Origin of the sequence: Cellulomonas alba (genome assembly GCF_030362835.1) — a bacterium.
Lineage (GTDB): Bacteria > Actinomycetota > Actinomycetes > Actinomycetales > Cellulomonadaceae > Cellulomonas > Cellulomonas alba.
The window spans coordinates 1,421,766-1,434,993 of the sequence record NZ_JAUCGQ010000001.1 but is presented as its reverse complement, the minus strand read 5'-3'; the positions used below and the strand labels follow the sequence as shown (position 1 = coordinate 1,434,993).

Sequence of the window (13,228 nt, the reverse complement as noted above, 5' to 3'; positions counted from 1 at the left end):
CACGCACCGGACGGGTCAGTCCTCCTCGGCGCCCGCCTGGGTGCTCGTGGCCAGCCCTTCGGCGATGAGGTCCATCACGGACGAGTCCGCCAGGGTGGTCGCGTCGCCCGGCGGCCGGTGCTCCGCGACGTCGCGCAGCAGCCGGCGCATGATCTTGCCCGAGCGCGTCTTGGGCAGCTCCGCGACCACGAGGATCGAGCGCGGCTTCGCGATCGGGCCGATCTCCTTCGCCACGTGGTCGCGCAGCTCCTTGACCACGTCGGCGCCGCCGTCGCCCGCGCTGCCGCGCAGGATGACGAACGCCTCGATCGCCTGCCCCGTCGTCGGGTCGGTCGCGCCCACCACGGCGGCCTCGGCCACCTTCGGGTGCGAGACCAGCGCCGACTCGATCTCCGTGGTCGACAGCCGGTGGCCCGACACGTTCATGACGTCGTCGATGCGACCCAGCAGCCAGATGTCGCCGTCCTCGTCCTTCTTGGCGCCGTCACCCGCGAAGTACAGCCCCGGGAACCGCGACCAGTAGGTGTCGCGGTAGCGGTCCGGGTCGCCCCACAGTGTCCGCAGCATCGCGGGCCACGGCTCGGTGAGCACCAGGTAGCCGCCCGCGCCGTTCGGCACCGAGTGGCCGGCGTCGTCGACCACGTCGGCCGAGACGCCCGGCAGCGCGCGCATCGCGGACCCCGGCTTACCGGCCGTGACACCCGGCAGCGGGCTGATCATGTGCATGCCCGTCTCGGTCTGCCACCACGTGTCCATCACCGGGATGCGGCCGCCGCCGATGGTGTCGCGGTACCAGATGTACGCCTCGGGGTTGATGGGCTCGCCCACCGAGCCGAGCAGCCGCAGGCTCGTCAGGTCGAACTCGGCGGGGACGTCGGCGCCCCACTTCATGAACGTCCGGATCGTCGTGGGCGCCGTGTACAAGATGGTGGCCTTGTACTTCTGGATGATCTCCCACCAGCGGCCCTTGTGCGGGGTGTCCGGGGTGCCCTCGTACATGATCGACGTGGTCCGGTTCGCGAGCGGGCCGTAGACGATGTACGAGTGGCCGGTGACCCAGCCGATGTCGGCCGCGGTCCAGTAGACGTCCGTGTCGGGCTTGATGTCGAACACCGCCCAGTGCGTCCACGTGACGCCGACCAGATAGCCGCCCGTCGTGTGCAGGATGCCCTTGGGCTTGCCCGTGGTGCCGCTCGAGTACATGACGTACAGCGGGTGCTCGGCGTCGAAAGCCTCGGGCGTGTGGTCGGGGCTCTGACGGTCGACGAGGTCGTGCCACCAGACGTCGCGCCCCGCGGTCCACGGGGTGTCCTGGCCCGTGCGGCGCACGACGAGCACCGAGCGGACCGCCGGGCACGACTCGAGCGCCTCGTCGACGGCGGGCTTGAGCGCCGCCGCGGCGCCACGCCGGTAGCCGCCGTCCGCCGTGATGACGACCTCGACGCCGCAGTCGAGGATGCGGTCGGAGAGCGCCTTCGCCGAGAACCCGCCGAAGACGACCGTGTGCGGCGCGCCGAGCCGGGCGCACGCGAGCATCGCGACGACCGTCTCCGGAATCATCGGCATGTAGATCGCGATCCGGTCGCCCGTCTTGACCCCGAGCTCCACCAAGGCGTTCGCCGCGCGGCAGACGTCGTCCTTGAGCTGCGCGTACGTGACCGTGCGCGTGTCGCCCGGCTCGCCCTCCCAGTAGAAGGCGACCTGGTCGCCGTGCCCGGACTCGACGTGCCGGTCGACGCAGTTGTAGGCCGCGTTGAGCTTGCCGCCGACGTACCACTGGGCGAACGGTGCGTCCGACCAGTCGAGCACCTGCGTGAACGGCTCGGCCCACGTGATGCGCTGCGCGGCGTCCGCCCAGAAGCCCAGGCGGTCCGCTTCGGCCCGGGCGTAGGCCTCTGCCGTGACGTTCGCGTGCTCCGCGAGCTCAGCCGGCGGCGGGAACCGCCTGCCCTCGTGGAGCAGGTTGGACAGGGTCTCCTCGCTCATCGCGCGACCACGGCGACCGGGGCCGCGACCGGGGCGAGGGGCCGGACCGGCAGGATCGTCCGCTTGAACGTGAACGCCGTGACGCCGGCGAAGGACGTGTACCAGGCGGCGACGGCGGTCGCGAGGCCGAACCAGCCGCCGACCTTGGTGAGCGTCTCGTTCGGCCCGAAGTCGCCGAACGCCAGCAGGAAGAAGGTGATCGTCAGCAGCGCGAACACCACGAACGTGGCGACGTTCGTGCGGAGCGCCCCGATCGCCATGTACAACGTGAAGATCCCCCACGCCAGCAGGAAGGCGCCGACGCCCGTGTGCAGGTCGGCGCCGGCCTTCGACAGATCGGTGTGGCCGGTCAGGTACCAGTACGCGAGCCAGAACCCGCCGTACGAGACGAACGCGGTGGCGCCGAACGTGTTGCCCTTGGCGAACTCCCACAGGCCCGCGATCAGCTGTCCGACCCCGCCGTAGGCGAGCGCGAGCCCAAACACGACGGGCTCGACGGACACCGGGATGATGCCGGCGTTCACCAGGCTCAGCACGAACGTCGTCAGCGCGAACGCCGCGAGCCCGAGCGGGGCCGGGTCGGCGATGTGCGCGCCCGGCACCGGCGGGGCCGCCGCCACACCGACGCGTGATTCGACCGTGGACATGTCTCCTCCTCATCGAGGCGATCGTCCGTCGCTGCCTGGCGGGCGCGTCGTGGAAAGCGTGGCACCGATCGGTCGAACCGGCAGGTCCGGAACGTTCCGGACACGCCCGGCGGACTCAAGCGGGCATCGGTCCGCCGACGTCAGGCGGGGTCGTCGTCCGTCCGGCCGGACGTGCGCAGCGCGGCGAGCTCCGCGCGAAGCAGCAGCACCTCGTCGTGCAGCGCCGAGACCTGGGCGTGGGTCGCGGCGCGTTCCTGCTCGCCCGCCTCCGTCACGCGCTCGACGAGCCACGACGCGAGCGTCGCGGTCACGACGCCGAGCAGCGCTATCCCGCTGATCATCAGCGCGGCCGCGACGAACCGACCGGTCGTGGTCACCGGATAGCGGTCGCCGTAGCCGACGGTCGTGATCGTCGTGGCGGCCCACCACAGGCCGTCGCCGACGTCCTCGATGGTGGCGCCCGGGTGGCCCCGTTCGGCCTCCGTCACGGCGAGCGCACCGCAGACCACGAGCAGGGTCGTCGCGCCGATCACGTAGGTCACCACGCGGCCACGGAGGCTGTTGGCGCCCGCGCGGTTGAGGACCGCGACGAGCGCGATCAGCCGCAGCAGGCGCAGCGGCCGGAGCACGGGCAGGGCGATGACGGCGAGGTCGAGGACGTTGCTGCGGACGAACGCCCACCGTCGGTCGCTGAGGACGAGGCGTACCGCGTAGTCCAGCGCGAACGCGATCCACGTGACGGTCAACACCGTGGTGCAGACGTCACGCACGGCGGGGTCGACCTCCGGGTCGACGATCGGGATCGCGTACGCCGTCAGGAACGCGAATGCCGCCACGACCAACGGCCACTCGACCGCGTGCTCCCACCGCTCGACGCGCGACACGGCTCGATCGTGGCAGCGCGCGGCCCGGCGGTGCGGGTGGCGCACCGACGGCTAGCCTCCCCGCATGGCGCACGCGTCTGGCGCGGACCTGGCCGTCGTCGCGCTCGTCGTGCGGGCGCGGCTCGTGGACCCGCTGCTCATCGGACGGTTCCCGCTGCCGGCGATCCTGGCGTCCCTCGTCGTCGACGGGATCGACAAGTCGGTGCTCCAGGCGTTCACGCACCGCGACCTGACCGACTACCAGTCGTACGACAAGGCGCTCGACGTCTACTCCCTGGCGGTCACGTACCTCGCGGTGCGACGAACGGGCGCGACGGCGCCCGCGCAGGCGGCCGTCGGGCGCCGCGACCGGCTCAGCGCCGTGCCCGCCGTCTGAGCTCGTCGAGCGCGGAGTCCGTGTAGACCGGCACCGGACCGGGCGTCACCGCGTCCGACTCGAGCGTCGACCAGTGCCAGTGCGGCGCGACGGTCGCGTCGCTGCCCGCGACGTCCAGGCGGAGGTCGAGCAGCAGCGCGTACCGATAGCCGAACCGGTGCTGCAGCGCGGCCGTAGCGGTCAGGTCGCGGGGCTGGTCCTCGTCGGCCTCGGCCGCGAAGACGTGGGCGAGCAGCAGGTTGTGCTCCGGGCCGAGCAGGCCACGGTGGTGCGCGATCAGGTCGGGGACCTGGCGCGCCTCGAAGCGGACCGACTCCTCGAGCAGCATGCCGCTGCGGTCGTAGGCGCTGTCGACGTCCCAGTCGCGGGGGATCGTCTGGCGCAGGTACCAGCCGAGGTGGAAGGCGACGCTCCGCGCGCTGGGTCGGCTGGTGCCGGCGGTCGGCGCGAAGAGCGTCCACTCGTCGACGAGGGTGCTCGTCAGCGCGATGCGCACGCGCGCCTGGAGGTCGGCGAGGTCCATGCCGGGAACGTACCGGCGGGCCGTCCGGGGGGCCCGGGACCTTCCGGCCCGCCCGGGCCTCGGGCCAGGCCGGCCCCGCGCGGCGGCTCGGTCGATCACGGTCCGGGCAGCCGCTTGTCGCGGACTGGTCGCGTGTATAGCCTGTTGTACGTGCGTATAGCGCGAGAGGTGGTCGACCTGACCGCGCGGGCCCGGATCCGCGACGCGGCGATCGAGTGCTTCGCGCAGTCGGGGTTCGGTGCGTCGTTCCGGACGATCGCGGCGCACGCGGAGGTCTCGCCCGGGCTGATCACGCACCACTTCGGCTCGAAGGAGGCGTTGCGCGAGGAGTGCGACGCCGAGGTGCTGCGGCGTTACCGCGACATCAAGACGAACGCCGTCGACGCGCCGTCCGCGCACCTGCTCACGGAGCTCACGCAGCCGACGAGCTCGCCGACGATCCTCGTCTACCTGATCCGCGCCGTCGGCGCCGGAGGGCCGGGAGCGCGGCGCTTCCTCGACCGGCTGACCGACGACATGCGCGACGTCATGGCGCGGGGCGTCGAGTCCGGGCTGGTCCGGCCCTCGCGGGACGAGGAGGCGCGGCTCCGCTACCTCACGTACCAGACGATGGGGGCGTTGCTCGTGCAGTTCCTCGTGACGAGCCCCGCGACGCCGGACGAGTTCGTCGCGACGCTCGGCGACGCCGGCAGCGACGTCATCCTGCCGATCCTCGAGCTCGCCACCGAGGGGTACCTCGCGGACCGCTCGATCCTCGACGACTACGTGCGGTTCCTGGCCGAGCCGCACGACGACCAGGGCGCGTCCGCGTCCTGACCTGCTTCGAACGGAGCCTCCCCATGGGTCTCGCCATCGAGGTCGACGGCCTCACCAAGCGGTTCGGCGTCGTCCAGGCGCTGCGCGGGCTGGACCTCGCCGTGCCGACCGGCGAGGTGGTCGGGTTCCTCGGGCCGAACGGCTCGGGCAAGTCGACGACCATCCGCATCCTGCTCGGCCTGCTGCACGCGGACGGCGGCCGCGCGACCGTGCTGGGCGGCGACCCGTGGGTCGACGCGGTGCGGCTGCACCGCTCGATCGCGTACGTGCCGAGCGACGTGAACCTGTGGCCGAACCTCACGGGCGGCGAGGCGATCGACATCCTCGCCCGGCTGTCGGCGCCCCTCGAGCCGGCGCGGCGCGCAGCGATGCTCGAGCGGTTCGAGCTCGACCCGACGAAGAAGGCGCGCACGTACTCGAAGGGCAACCGGCAGAAGGTCGCGCTCGTCGCGGCGCTCGCGTCCCGTGCCGACCTGCTGGTGCTCGACGAGCCCACCTCCGGCCTCGACCCGCTCATGGAGGCCGTCTTCACCGACGCGGTGCGCGAGGTCAAGGCGGAGGGGCGCTCGGTGCTGCTGTCGAGCCACATCTTCGCCGAGGTGGAGAAGCTCGCGGACCGCGTCACGATCATCCGCGAGGGCGCGGCGGTCGAGTCCGGCACGATCGCGGAGCTGCGCCACCTGACGCGGTCGCAGGTGACCGTCGCGGTCGACGCCGGCGCGGACCGGCTCGCGGCGCTCGCGGGCGTCCACGACCTGCACCAGCAGGACGACCACGTCACGTTCGCGGTCGACGAGGCCGAGCTGCCCTCGGTGCTCGCGGCGGTGGCGGCCCTCCAGCCGCGGTCGCTCGTCGCGAACCCGCCGTCGCTCGAGGAGCTGTTCCTGCGGCACTACGGCGACGACCTCGCGGCGGCCGAGCGGCGTGCCACGGCAGCGGACCGGGAGGGGGCGCGGTCATGACCGCCGTCTCGACCCGGCCGGCCGCACCCGCACCCGCACCGACGCCCGACGCTGCCTCGCAGGCCCGGCGGCCCGCCGACCCGTTCGCGGGGATCGGTGCCGCGCTGCGGCTCGTGGTGCGCCGCAACCGCGTCCGCCTCGTGACGTGGTTGTACGTCGTCGTCGGGCTGTTCGCGTACGTCGCCGTCTACTACCGCTCGATCTTCGACACGCAGCAGTCGCTCGACGACTTCGCCCGCGTCAGCGACACACCCGCGATCAAGGCGCTGACCGGCCTGGAGGCGGCACCGAACACGATGGGCGGCGCGGTCTGGACGAAGATCTGGATGACCTGCGCGCTGTGCCTGATGCTCGGCGTCGCGTTCCTCGTGACGCGCAGCGGCCGGGCCGACGAGGAGCTCGGGCGCACCGAGCTGCTGCGCGCGCACATGCTCGGCATCCACGCGTACTCGACGGCGGCGTGGCTGGTGAACGCCGCCCTGTGCCTCGCGTGCGGCGTCGGCGTGGCGGTCGCGTCGATCCTGCTCGAGCTCGACCCGGACGGTGCGGGCGTCACGGGGTCGCTGGTGCTGGGCGCGTCGATCGCGGGTGTCGGCGCGGTCGCGCTCGGCGTCGCCGCGGTGGCGAACCAGGTGGCCACGACGTCGCGTGGCGCGAACATGATCGGCGCGGCCGTGATCGGCGCGTTCTACGTGCTGCGCATGCTCGGCGACCTCGGCGACGGGCGGCTCACGTGGGTGTCGCCGATCGGCTGGGGCCAGGAGATGCAGCCGTGGGGCGCGAACCGGTGGTGGGTGCTCGCGCTGCTGCTCGGGCTGACGGTCGTGCTGCACCTCGTCGCGCTGCGGCTCGAGGTCCGGCGCGACCTCGGCGCGGGCCTCGTGGCCGACCGACCCGGCCCGGCGCGCGCACCCGAGCGGTGGACGCGGCCGCTGGGCCTCTCGCTGCGGCTGCAGCGCGGACCGATCATCGGCTGGTCGGTCGCGGTGCTGCTCAGCGCGGTGCTGTTCGGCTCGGTGGTCGACGCGATGACGGACCTGCTGGACGACGCGAGCTCGACGATGACCGACGTGATCGGTGGCACGGGTGTCGACGACCTCGTCGCGCTGCTCGTCGAGATCATCGCGCTCGTGGTGAGCGTGTTCGCCGTGCAGACCGCGCTCGCGCTGCGCACCGACGAGGCCGCGGGCATGGCGGAGCTCCAGCTCGCGGGTGCCGTGCCGCGCGCGCGGTGGGCGCTCGACCGGCTCGTGATCCCGGCCGTCGGGTCGGCGGCGCTGCTCGTCGTCTCGGGCGCGCTGCTCGGGTGGTCGTACGGCGCGTCGACCGGGTCCGCGGGCCAGGTGGGCTCGCTCGCGCTCGCGGCGCTGGCGTACTGGCCGGCCGTCATGGTGGTGGTCGGCGTCGCGGTCGTCCTCTTCGGCTGGGCGCCGCGCGTCGCGGTCGCCGCGACCTGGGCCGTCGTCGGCGCGATGTGGGTCGTGGTCGTCGTCGGGCCCGCGCTGCGGCTGCCCGACTGGTTGCTGGACGCGCTGCCGTTCGCGGCGACGCCGGCGCAGCCCGCCGAGCCGTTCTCGTGGACGCCCGTCGTCGTGCTGGCGGCGGTTGCGGCGGTGCTCGTCTGGCTCGGGGTCGACCGGTTCCGGCGACGGGACGTCGTCACGGCGTAACGCGCGGCCGGACGGCCTCCCGTTTGCGGGCCGCCGACGCCGGGCAGACGATTCCCCCGAGCAGCGGGAGGGCGCGATGGCCGAGCGGAGCACGGGCACTGCGCTCGCGGAGGCGCCGAGCCAGCAGCACCTCTCGTCACGCACGATCTGGACGATCTTCGCCGGCCTGATGCTCGCGATGCTGCTCGCGGCGCTCGACCAGACGATCGTGGCGACCGCGCTGCCGACGATCGTCAAGGACCTCGGCGGGGCGGAGCACCTGTCGTGGGTCGTGACGGCCTACATGCTCGCGTCGACCGCGACCACACCGCTGTGGGGGAAGCTCGGCGACCAGTTCGGGCGGAAGCCGCTCTTCCTCGCGTGCATCGTGATCTTCCTGGCCGGCTCCGCCCTCGCCGGGACGTCGCAGACGATGGCCCAGCTGATCGCGTGGCGCGCGCTGCAGGGCGTCGGCGGCGGCGGGCTCATGGTGCTGTCGCAGGCGATCATCGGCGACGTCGTGCCGCCGCGGGACCGCGGCCGCTACCAGGGCGCGTTCGGTGCGGTGTTCGGGCTGTCGAGCGTCGCCGGTCCGCTGCTCGGCGGGTTCTTCGTCGACCACCTCAGCTGGCGCTGGGTGTTCTACGTGAACCTGCCGATCGGCGCCGTCGCGCTCGTGGTGGTCGCCGCCGTGCTGCCCGCGACGCGGTCCGGGCGTTCGCCGCGCATCGACTACGCCGGCATCACGCTGCTCGCGACGATCGCGACCTGCATCGTGCTCGTCACGAGCCTCGGCGGGTCCACGTGGGAGTGGGGGTCCGCGCAGGTCATCGGGCTGTGCCTGCTGGCGGTCGGGGCGATCGTGGCGTTCGCTCTCGTCGAGGCGCGCGTGCCCGAGCCCGTCATGCCGCTGCGGCTGTTCCGCAACCGGGTGTTCGTCACGACGGCGATCGTCGGGTTCGTGGTCGGCTTCGCGATGTTCGGGTCGATCACGTACCTGCCGCTGTACCTGCAGCAGGTGCAGGGGGCGAGCCCCACGGGCTCCGGCCTGCAGATGATCCCGATGATGGTCGGACTGCTGCTGACGTCCATCGCGAGCGGGCAGATCATCAGCCGCACGGGTCGGTACAAGGTGTTCCCGATCGTCGGCTCGGCGGTCTTCACCGTCGGGCTCTACCTGCTGTCGCTGATGGGCCGCGACACCACGTCGCTCCAGGCGGGCCTCTCGATGTTCGTGCTGGGTCTCGGGCTCGGCATGGTCATGCAGGTGCTCGTCCTGGCGGTGCAGAACGCGGTCGAGTACCGCGACCTCGGCACCGGCACGAGCGGCGCGACGTTCTTCCGCACCATCGGCAGCTGCGTCGGCGTCGCGGTGTTCGGGTCGCTCTTCTCGTCGCACCTGACGAGTGCGCTGGCCGCGGCGCCGCCCGCCGGCGCGACCGGAGCGTGTGCGCCCGAGGCGCTCAGCGCGTCGTCCCAGGCGCTGGCGGCGTGCCCGCCCGCGGTCCAGGACTGGTTCCTCGACGGCTACTCGGACGCGATCCACACGATCTTCCTGTACGCGGTGCCGGTCGGGGCGCTCGCGTTCGTGCTCGCGTGGTTCATCCCCGAGGTGCGGCTGCGGACCGCCGCGGACCACCCCGGCGCGGGCACGGCGTACGCGCTGCCGAGCAGCCGCACGTCGTACGAGGAGCTGCGCCTGCTGCTGTGGCAGGAGGTCGGCCGCGAGGACCCGATGCGCGCCTACGGGGTGCTGACCCGGAACCTCGACACCGGGCTGACGCCGGGCCAGTGCTGGATGCTCAGCCGGGTGAGCGCCGAGCGCTCGCGGTCGGTCGACGCCATGACCGAGGCGTCGGCGCTGCCGCGCGAGCGGGTCGAGGCGGCCGCGGAGCACCTCGCGGAGCGCGGGCTCGTCGCCCTCGCACCCGGCGGCGTGGTGACCCCGACGGCCGCGGGCGACGAGGTCGCGCACGCCATGTGGGACAACGAGCGTCGGCTGCTGCGCGAGATCGTCGACCAGTGGCGGGGCGACGAGCCCGCGCTCGAGGAACTCGTCGAGGAGGTGTCGTCGAGGCTGTGGGCGGCCGACCCGCCGCGCCACAGCCTCGACGCGTCACCCGTCTGACGCCGGAGGGTCAGCGCGGCACGTACGCGAACGTGTCCGGGTCCGGCCCGGTGCGCTCGTCGCGGTTCAGCGCGTCGATCGAGGCCATGTCGGTCTCCGAGAGCTCGAAGTCGAACAGCGCGAAGTTCTCCTCGACGCGGCTGCGCGTCACCGACTTGGGGAACACGATGTCGCCGCGCTGCACGTGCCAGCGGAGCACCACCTGGGCGGGCGTGCGGTCGAGCGACTCCGCGACGCGCGCGATCACCGGGTCGTCGAGCACCTTGCCCTGCGCGATCGGCGACCACGCCTCGGTCGCGATGCCGTGCTCGGCGTCGAACGCGCGGATCTCGTCCTGCCGCAGGTAGGGGTGCACCTCGACCTGGTTGACGGCCGGGGTCACGGTCGTCTCGGCGGCGAGGCGGCGCAGGTGGGACGGCTGGAAGTTCGAGACGCCGACGGACCGCGCGCGGCCCGAGGCGTAGATCTCCTCCATCGTGCGCCAGCGGTCCACGTAGTCCGCGACGGTGGGCAGCGGCCAGTGGATCAGGAACAGGTCGACGTGATCGGAGCCGAGCGCCTCGAGCGTGCGGTCGAACGCGTCGAGCGCGCTCTGCCGGTCGAGGAAGCCGTTGTTGAGCTTGCTCGTGACGAAGACCTCGTCGCGGGCGAGTCCCGACTCGGCGAGGGCGTCGCCGACGCCCTTCTCGTTGCCGTACATCTGCGCCGTGTCGATGTGCCGGTAGCCCACCTCGAGCGCGGTGAGCGTGGCCTCCTTCGTCTCCGGCGGCGGGACCTGGAAGACGCCGAAGCCGAGCTGGGGGATCTCGACGCCGTTGTTCAGCGTGACGGTGGGGACGGTGGGCACGGTGCCTCCTCGGATCGATTCGGGATCGTGTCCCAGTCTCGGCCGCGCTCGCCGATCTCGCAGCAGGGGTTGACGCGGCGCGATCGGAGTATCAATCTACTAGTGACCTAGTGAAATGAGACTCCGATGATCGAGTTCCACCTCGACGCCCGCTCGGGCGTGAGTCCCTACCTCCAGCTCGTGCAGCAGGTGCGCCACGCGCTGCGCCTCGGGATCCTCGCCGTCGGCGACCAGCTCCCGACGGTCAAGGACGTGGTGGCGACCCTCGCGATCAACCCGAACACGGTCTCGAAGGCGTACCGCGAGCTCGAGTACGAGGGGCTGGTCGAGGCGCGGCAGGGCGTCGGCACGTTCGTCGTCCGCACCTTCGGGGAGTCCACCCTCGCCGCGCAGGGCCCGCTGCGCGACGAGCTCGCCGCCTGGCTCGACCGCGCCCGCGAGGCCGGCCTGGACGAGGAGGGCATCGAGGCGCTGTTTCGCGACACGGTCCGGGCCGCCGTCGGGAGGACGTCATGACGACCGCGATCCGGACTGACGCGCTGACCAAGCGCTACGGGCGGCGCACCGCGCTCGACGCGTGCACGCTCGACATCCCTGCGGGCCGCGTGGTCGGGCTCGTCGGACCCAACGGCGCCGGCAAGTCGACGCTGCTGCAGCTGCTCGCCGGGCTGCTCGAGCCGACGAGCGGGACCGCCACCGTGCTCGGCGGCCGGCCGTCGTCGGGCCCCGAGCAGCTCGCGCGCGTCGGGTTCGTCGCCCAGGACACGCCGACGTACTCCGGGCTGACGATCCGCGACCACCTGCGGCTCGGCGCGCACCTCAACGCCCGCTGGGACGCGGGCCTCGCAGAGGCGCGCGTCGCACGGCTCGGGCTCGACCCCGACCAGAAGGCCGGCCGCCTGTCCGGCGGTCAGCGCGCGCAGCTCGCCCTGACGCTCGCGATGGGCAAGCGTCCCGAGCTGCTGCTGCTCGACGAGCCGGTCGCCAGCCTCGACCCCCTCGCGCGCCGCGAGTTCCTCGGCGGCCTCATGGAGTTCGTGGCCGAGCAGGGCGCGACGGTCGTGCTGTCCTCGCACCTCGTCACCGACCTCGAGCGCGTGTGCGACCACCTCGTGCTGCTCGCCGCCTCGCACGTCCAGGTCAGCGGCGAGGTCGACGAGCTGCTCGCGACGCACCAGCGCGTGACGGGCCGCCGCCGCCCGCACGACGAGGCGCCCGCCGGGACGTCGGTCGTCCGGTCGGGCCACACGGACCGGCAGAGCACGTTCGTCGTCCGGTCGTCCGTCCCCGTGCTCGACCCCGAGTGGGCCGTCGAGCCGCTCGACCTCGAAGAGCTCGTCCTCGCCTACATGACGCAGGACGTCGTCGACGCGCACGACCTGACCGTGGAGGTGTCCCGATGACCTGGCTGACCTGGCGCCAGTTCCGCACGCAGGCGTGGATCACGCTCGGGATCCTCGTCGCGCTCGCCGTCGCGCTCGCCTTCGCGGGTGCGCACATCGCCTCGCTCTACCGCGCGTCCGGCCTCGCGACCTGCACCGGCGCCACCTGCTCCGACCTCACCGACGCGTTCCTCGCGCAGGCGCGGGCGGGGTTCACGGGTCCCGTGCGTGTGCTGGCGGTGGGCGTCGCCTACCTCGCGCCGGCGCTGATCGGCGCGTTCTGGGGCGCGCCGCTCGTCGGGCGTGAGCTCGAGACGGGCACGTTCCGGCTCGTGTGGACCCAGAGCGTGTCCCGCGCGCGCTGGCTCTCGGTCAAGCTCGCGCTGCTCGGCGCCGCGACCGCGCTCGCGGCCGGCGTCGTCGCGCTCGTCGTCACGTGGTCGTCGGCGCGCGTCGACGGCGTCTCCGGGCGCATGGAGCCGCTGATGTTCGGCTCGCGCGGCGTCGTGCCGGTCGCTGACGCGCTGCTCGCGTTCGCGGTCGGCGTGCTGGCGGGCATCCTGCTGCGGCGGACCGTGCCGGCCATGGCGGTGACCCTCGCAGCGGTGGCGGCCGTGCAGATGGCGATGCCCACCTGGATCCGCGCGCACCTGGTGACGCCGCTGAGCCGGAGCGTCCCGCTCGATCCCACCAAGGGCGCGGGCATCGGCCTGCAGAGCGACGGTCACATCCGCGTCTGGATCGAGCCGCACATCCCGGGCGCGTGGATCCTCGGCAGCACGACCACGCTGCCGTCCGGCAAGGCGTTCGACGGGATCGCCGACCCGACGTACTGCAGCCGGTCCCAGTCGCCGGAGAAGTGCCTCGACTGGGTCGCCGGCAAGAACCTGCACTCGGTCGTCACCTACCAGCCGGGGAGCCGGTTCTGGACGCTGCAGTGGATCGAGGCCGGGATCGTCGTCGCGCTCGCCGCGGTCGCCGTCGCGCTCTGCTTCTGGGCCCTCCGTCGCCGCGCCGCGTGACGGGCC

Annotated in this window: 13 protein-coding genes; 8 read left to right on the top strand and 5 right to left on the bottom strand. The window is 72.9% G+C overall.

Annotated features, from left to right (window positions below; genetic code table 11):
• Positions 1–15: 15 nt before the first annotated feature.
• The 3 genes from acs to QRT04_RS06500 all read right to left on the bottom strand — a co-directional run bounded on the left by acs (position 16) and on the right by QRT04_RS06500 (position 3,517).
• Complete coding sequence (acs, locus tag QRT04_RS06510; RefSeq protein WP_289454351.1) at positions 16–1,986, bottom strand: acetate--CoA ligase; 1,971 nt, start codon at positions 1,984–1,986, stop codon at positions 16–18.
• Positions 1,983–2,633 (bottom strand): acetate uptake transporter, encoded by a 651-nt coding sequence (locus tag QRT04_RS06505; protein ID WP_289454350.1) that lies wholly within the window; start codon positions 2,631–2,633, stop codon positions 1,983–1,985. Before QRT04_RS06505 ends, acs begins: the two co-directional genes overlap by 4 nt.
• Before the next feature lie 140 nt (positions 2,634–2,773).
• Positions 2,774–3,517 (bottom strand): potassium channel family protein, encoded by a 744-nt coding sequence (locus QRT04_RS06500; RefSeq protein ID WP_289454349.1) that lies wholly within the window; start codon positions 3,515–3,517, stop codon positions 2,774–2,776.
• 64 nt (positions 3,518–3,581) lie between these two features.
• Here QRT04_RS06500 and QRT04_RS06495 point away from each other — a divergent pair, with 64 nt between their 5' ends.
• Positions 3,582–3,893, top strand: a complete 312-nt coding sequence (locus QRT04_RS06495) for a hypothetical protein (RefSeq protein WP_289454348.1) — start codon at positions 3,582–3,584, stop codon at positions 3,891–3,893.
• Here the strand turns inward: QRT04_RS06495 and QRT04_RS06490 are convergent.
• A complete protein-coding gene (locus QRT04_RS06490; RefSeq protein WP_289454347.1) occupies positions 3,871–4,416 on the bottom strand; it encodes a hypothetical protein in 546 nt (181 codons plus the stop codon). The two genes, QRT04_RS06495 and QRT04_RS06490, sit on opposite strands and share 23 nt — an antisense overlap.
• 150 nt (positions 4,417–4,566) lie before the next feature.
• On the opposite strand from QRT04_RS06490, the gene QRT04_RS06485 reads away from it, so the two are divergent.
• Genes QRT04_RS06485 through QRT04_RS06470 form a run of 4 tightly spaced genes read left to right on the top strand, consistent with a single transcriptional unit; the run spans position 4,567 to position 9,971 of the window.
• Entirely contained in the window at positions 4,567–5,232 is a 666-nt protein-coding gene (locus tag QRT04_RS06485) for a TetR/AcrR family transcriptional regulator (RefSeq protein WP_289454346.1), read from the top strand.
• A 23-nt stretch (positions 5,233–5,255) separates the two neighbouring features.
• On the top strand, positions 5,256–6,194 hold the full coding sequence (locus QRT04_RS06480) for an ABC transporter ATP-binding protein (RefSeq protein WP_289454345.1): 939 nt from the start codon (positions 5,256–5,258) through the stop codon (positions 6,192–6,194).
• The gene (locus QRT04_RS06475; protein ID WP_289454344.1) at positions 6,191–7,864 is read left to right on the top strand and encodes an ABC transporter permease; all 1,674 of its coding nucleotides are present in this window, start codon (positions 6,191–6,193) and stop codon (positions 7,862–7,864) included. Before QRT04_RS06480 ends, QRT04_RS06475 begins: the two co-directional genes overlap by 4 nt.
• Complete coding sequence (locus tag QRT04_RS06470) at positions 7,800–9,971, top strand: MDR family MFS transporter (RefSeq protein ID WP_289454343.1); 2,172 nt, start codon at positions 7,800–7,802, stop codon at positions 9,969–9,971. The genes QRT04_RS06475 and QRT04_RS06470 overlap by 65 nt, the downstream gene beginning before the upstream one ends.
• Positions 9,972–9,981: 10 nt before the next feature.
• Here QRT04_RS06470 and QRT04_RS06465 read toward each other — a convergent pair whose 3' ends face one another.
• Entirely contained in the window at positions 9,982–10,818 is an 837-nt protein-coding gene (locus QRT04_RS06465; RefSeq protein ID WP_289454342.1) for an aldo/keto reductase, read from the bottom strand.
• Between the two features lie 126 nt (positions 10,819–10,944).
• Here QRT04_RS06465 and QRT04_RS06460 point away from each other — a divergent pair, with 126 nt between their 5' ends.
• From QRT04_RS06460 to QRT04_RS06450, 3 genes are read left to right on the top strand one after another with little or no spacing between them, the layout of a single operon-like run.
• A complete protein-coding gene (locus tag QRT04_RS06460; RefSeq protein ID WP_289454341.1) occupies positions 10,945–11,334 on the top strand; it encodes a GntR family transcriptional regulator in 390 nt (129 codons plus the stop codon).
• Positions 11,331–12,221, top strand: a complete 891-nt coding sequence (locus QRT04_RS06455; RefSeq protein ID WP_289454340.1) for an ABC transporter ATP-binding protein — start codon at positions 11,331–11,333, stop codon at positions 12,219–12,221. Before QRT04_RS06460 ends, QRT04_RS06455 begins: the two co-directional genes overlap by 4 nt.
• A complete protein-coding gene (locus tag QRT04_RS06450; RefSeq protein ID WP_289454339.1) occupies positions 12,218–13,222 on the top strand; it encodes an ABC transporter permease subunit in 1,005 nt (334 codons plus the stop codon). Before QRT04_RS06455 ends, QRT04_RS06450 begins: the two co-directional genes overlap by 4 nt.
• The last annotated feature ends 6 nt before the right edge of the window (positions 13,223–13,228 follow it).

Bases quoted from the DNA above. Each gene is read 5' to 3' on its own strand.
- QRT04_RS06505 (WP_289454350.1), bottom strand. From the start codon at position 2,633: ATGTCCACGGTCGAATCACGCGTCGGTGTGGCGGCGGCCCCGCCGGTG.
- QRT04_RS06475 (WP_289454344.1), top strand. From the start codon at position 6,191: ATGACCGCCGTCTCGACCCGGCCGGCCGCACCCGCACCCGCACCGACG.
- QRT04_RS06455 (WP_289454340.1), top strand. From the start codon at position 11,331: ATGACGACCGCGATCCGGACTGACGCGCTGACCAAGCGCTACGGGCGG.
- acs (WP_289454351.1), bottom strand. From the start codon at position 1,986: ATGAGCGAGGAGACCCTGTCCAACCTGCTCCACGAGGGCAGGCGGTTC.
- QRT04_RS06460 (WP_289454341.1), top strand. From the start codon at position 10,945: ATGATCGAGTTCCACCTCGACGCCCGCTCGGGCGTGAGTCCCTACCTC.
- QRT04_RS06495 (WP_289454348.1), top strand. From the start codon at position 3,582: ATGGCGCACGCGTCTGGCGCGGACCTGGCCGTCGTCGCGCTCGTCGTG.
- QRT04_RS06480 (WP_289454345.1), top strand. From the start codon at position 5,256: ATGGGTCTCGCCATCGAGGTCGACGGCCTCACCAAGCGGTTCGGCGTC.
- QRT04_RS06490 (WP_289454347.1), bottom strand. From the start codon at position 4,416: ATGGACCTCGCCGACCTCCAGGCGCGCGTGCGCATCGCGCTGACGAGC.
- QRT04_RS06450 (WP_289454339.1), top strand. From the start codon at position 12,218: ATGACCTGGCTGACCTGGCGCCAGTTCCGCACGCAGGCGTGGATCACG.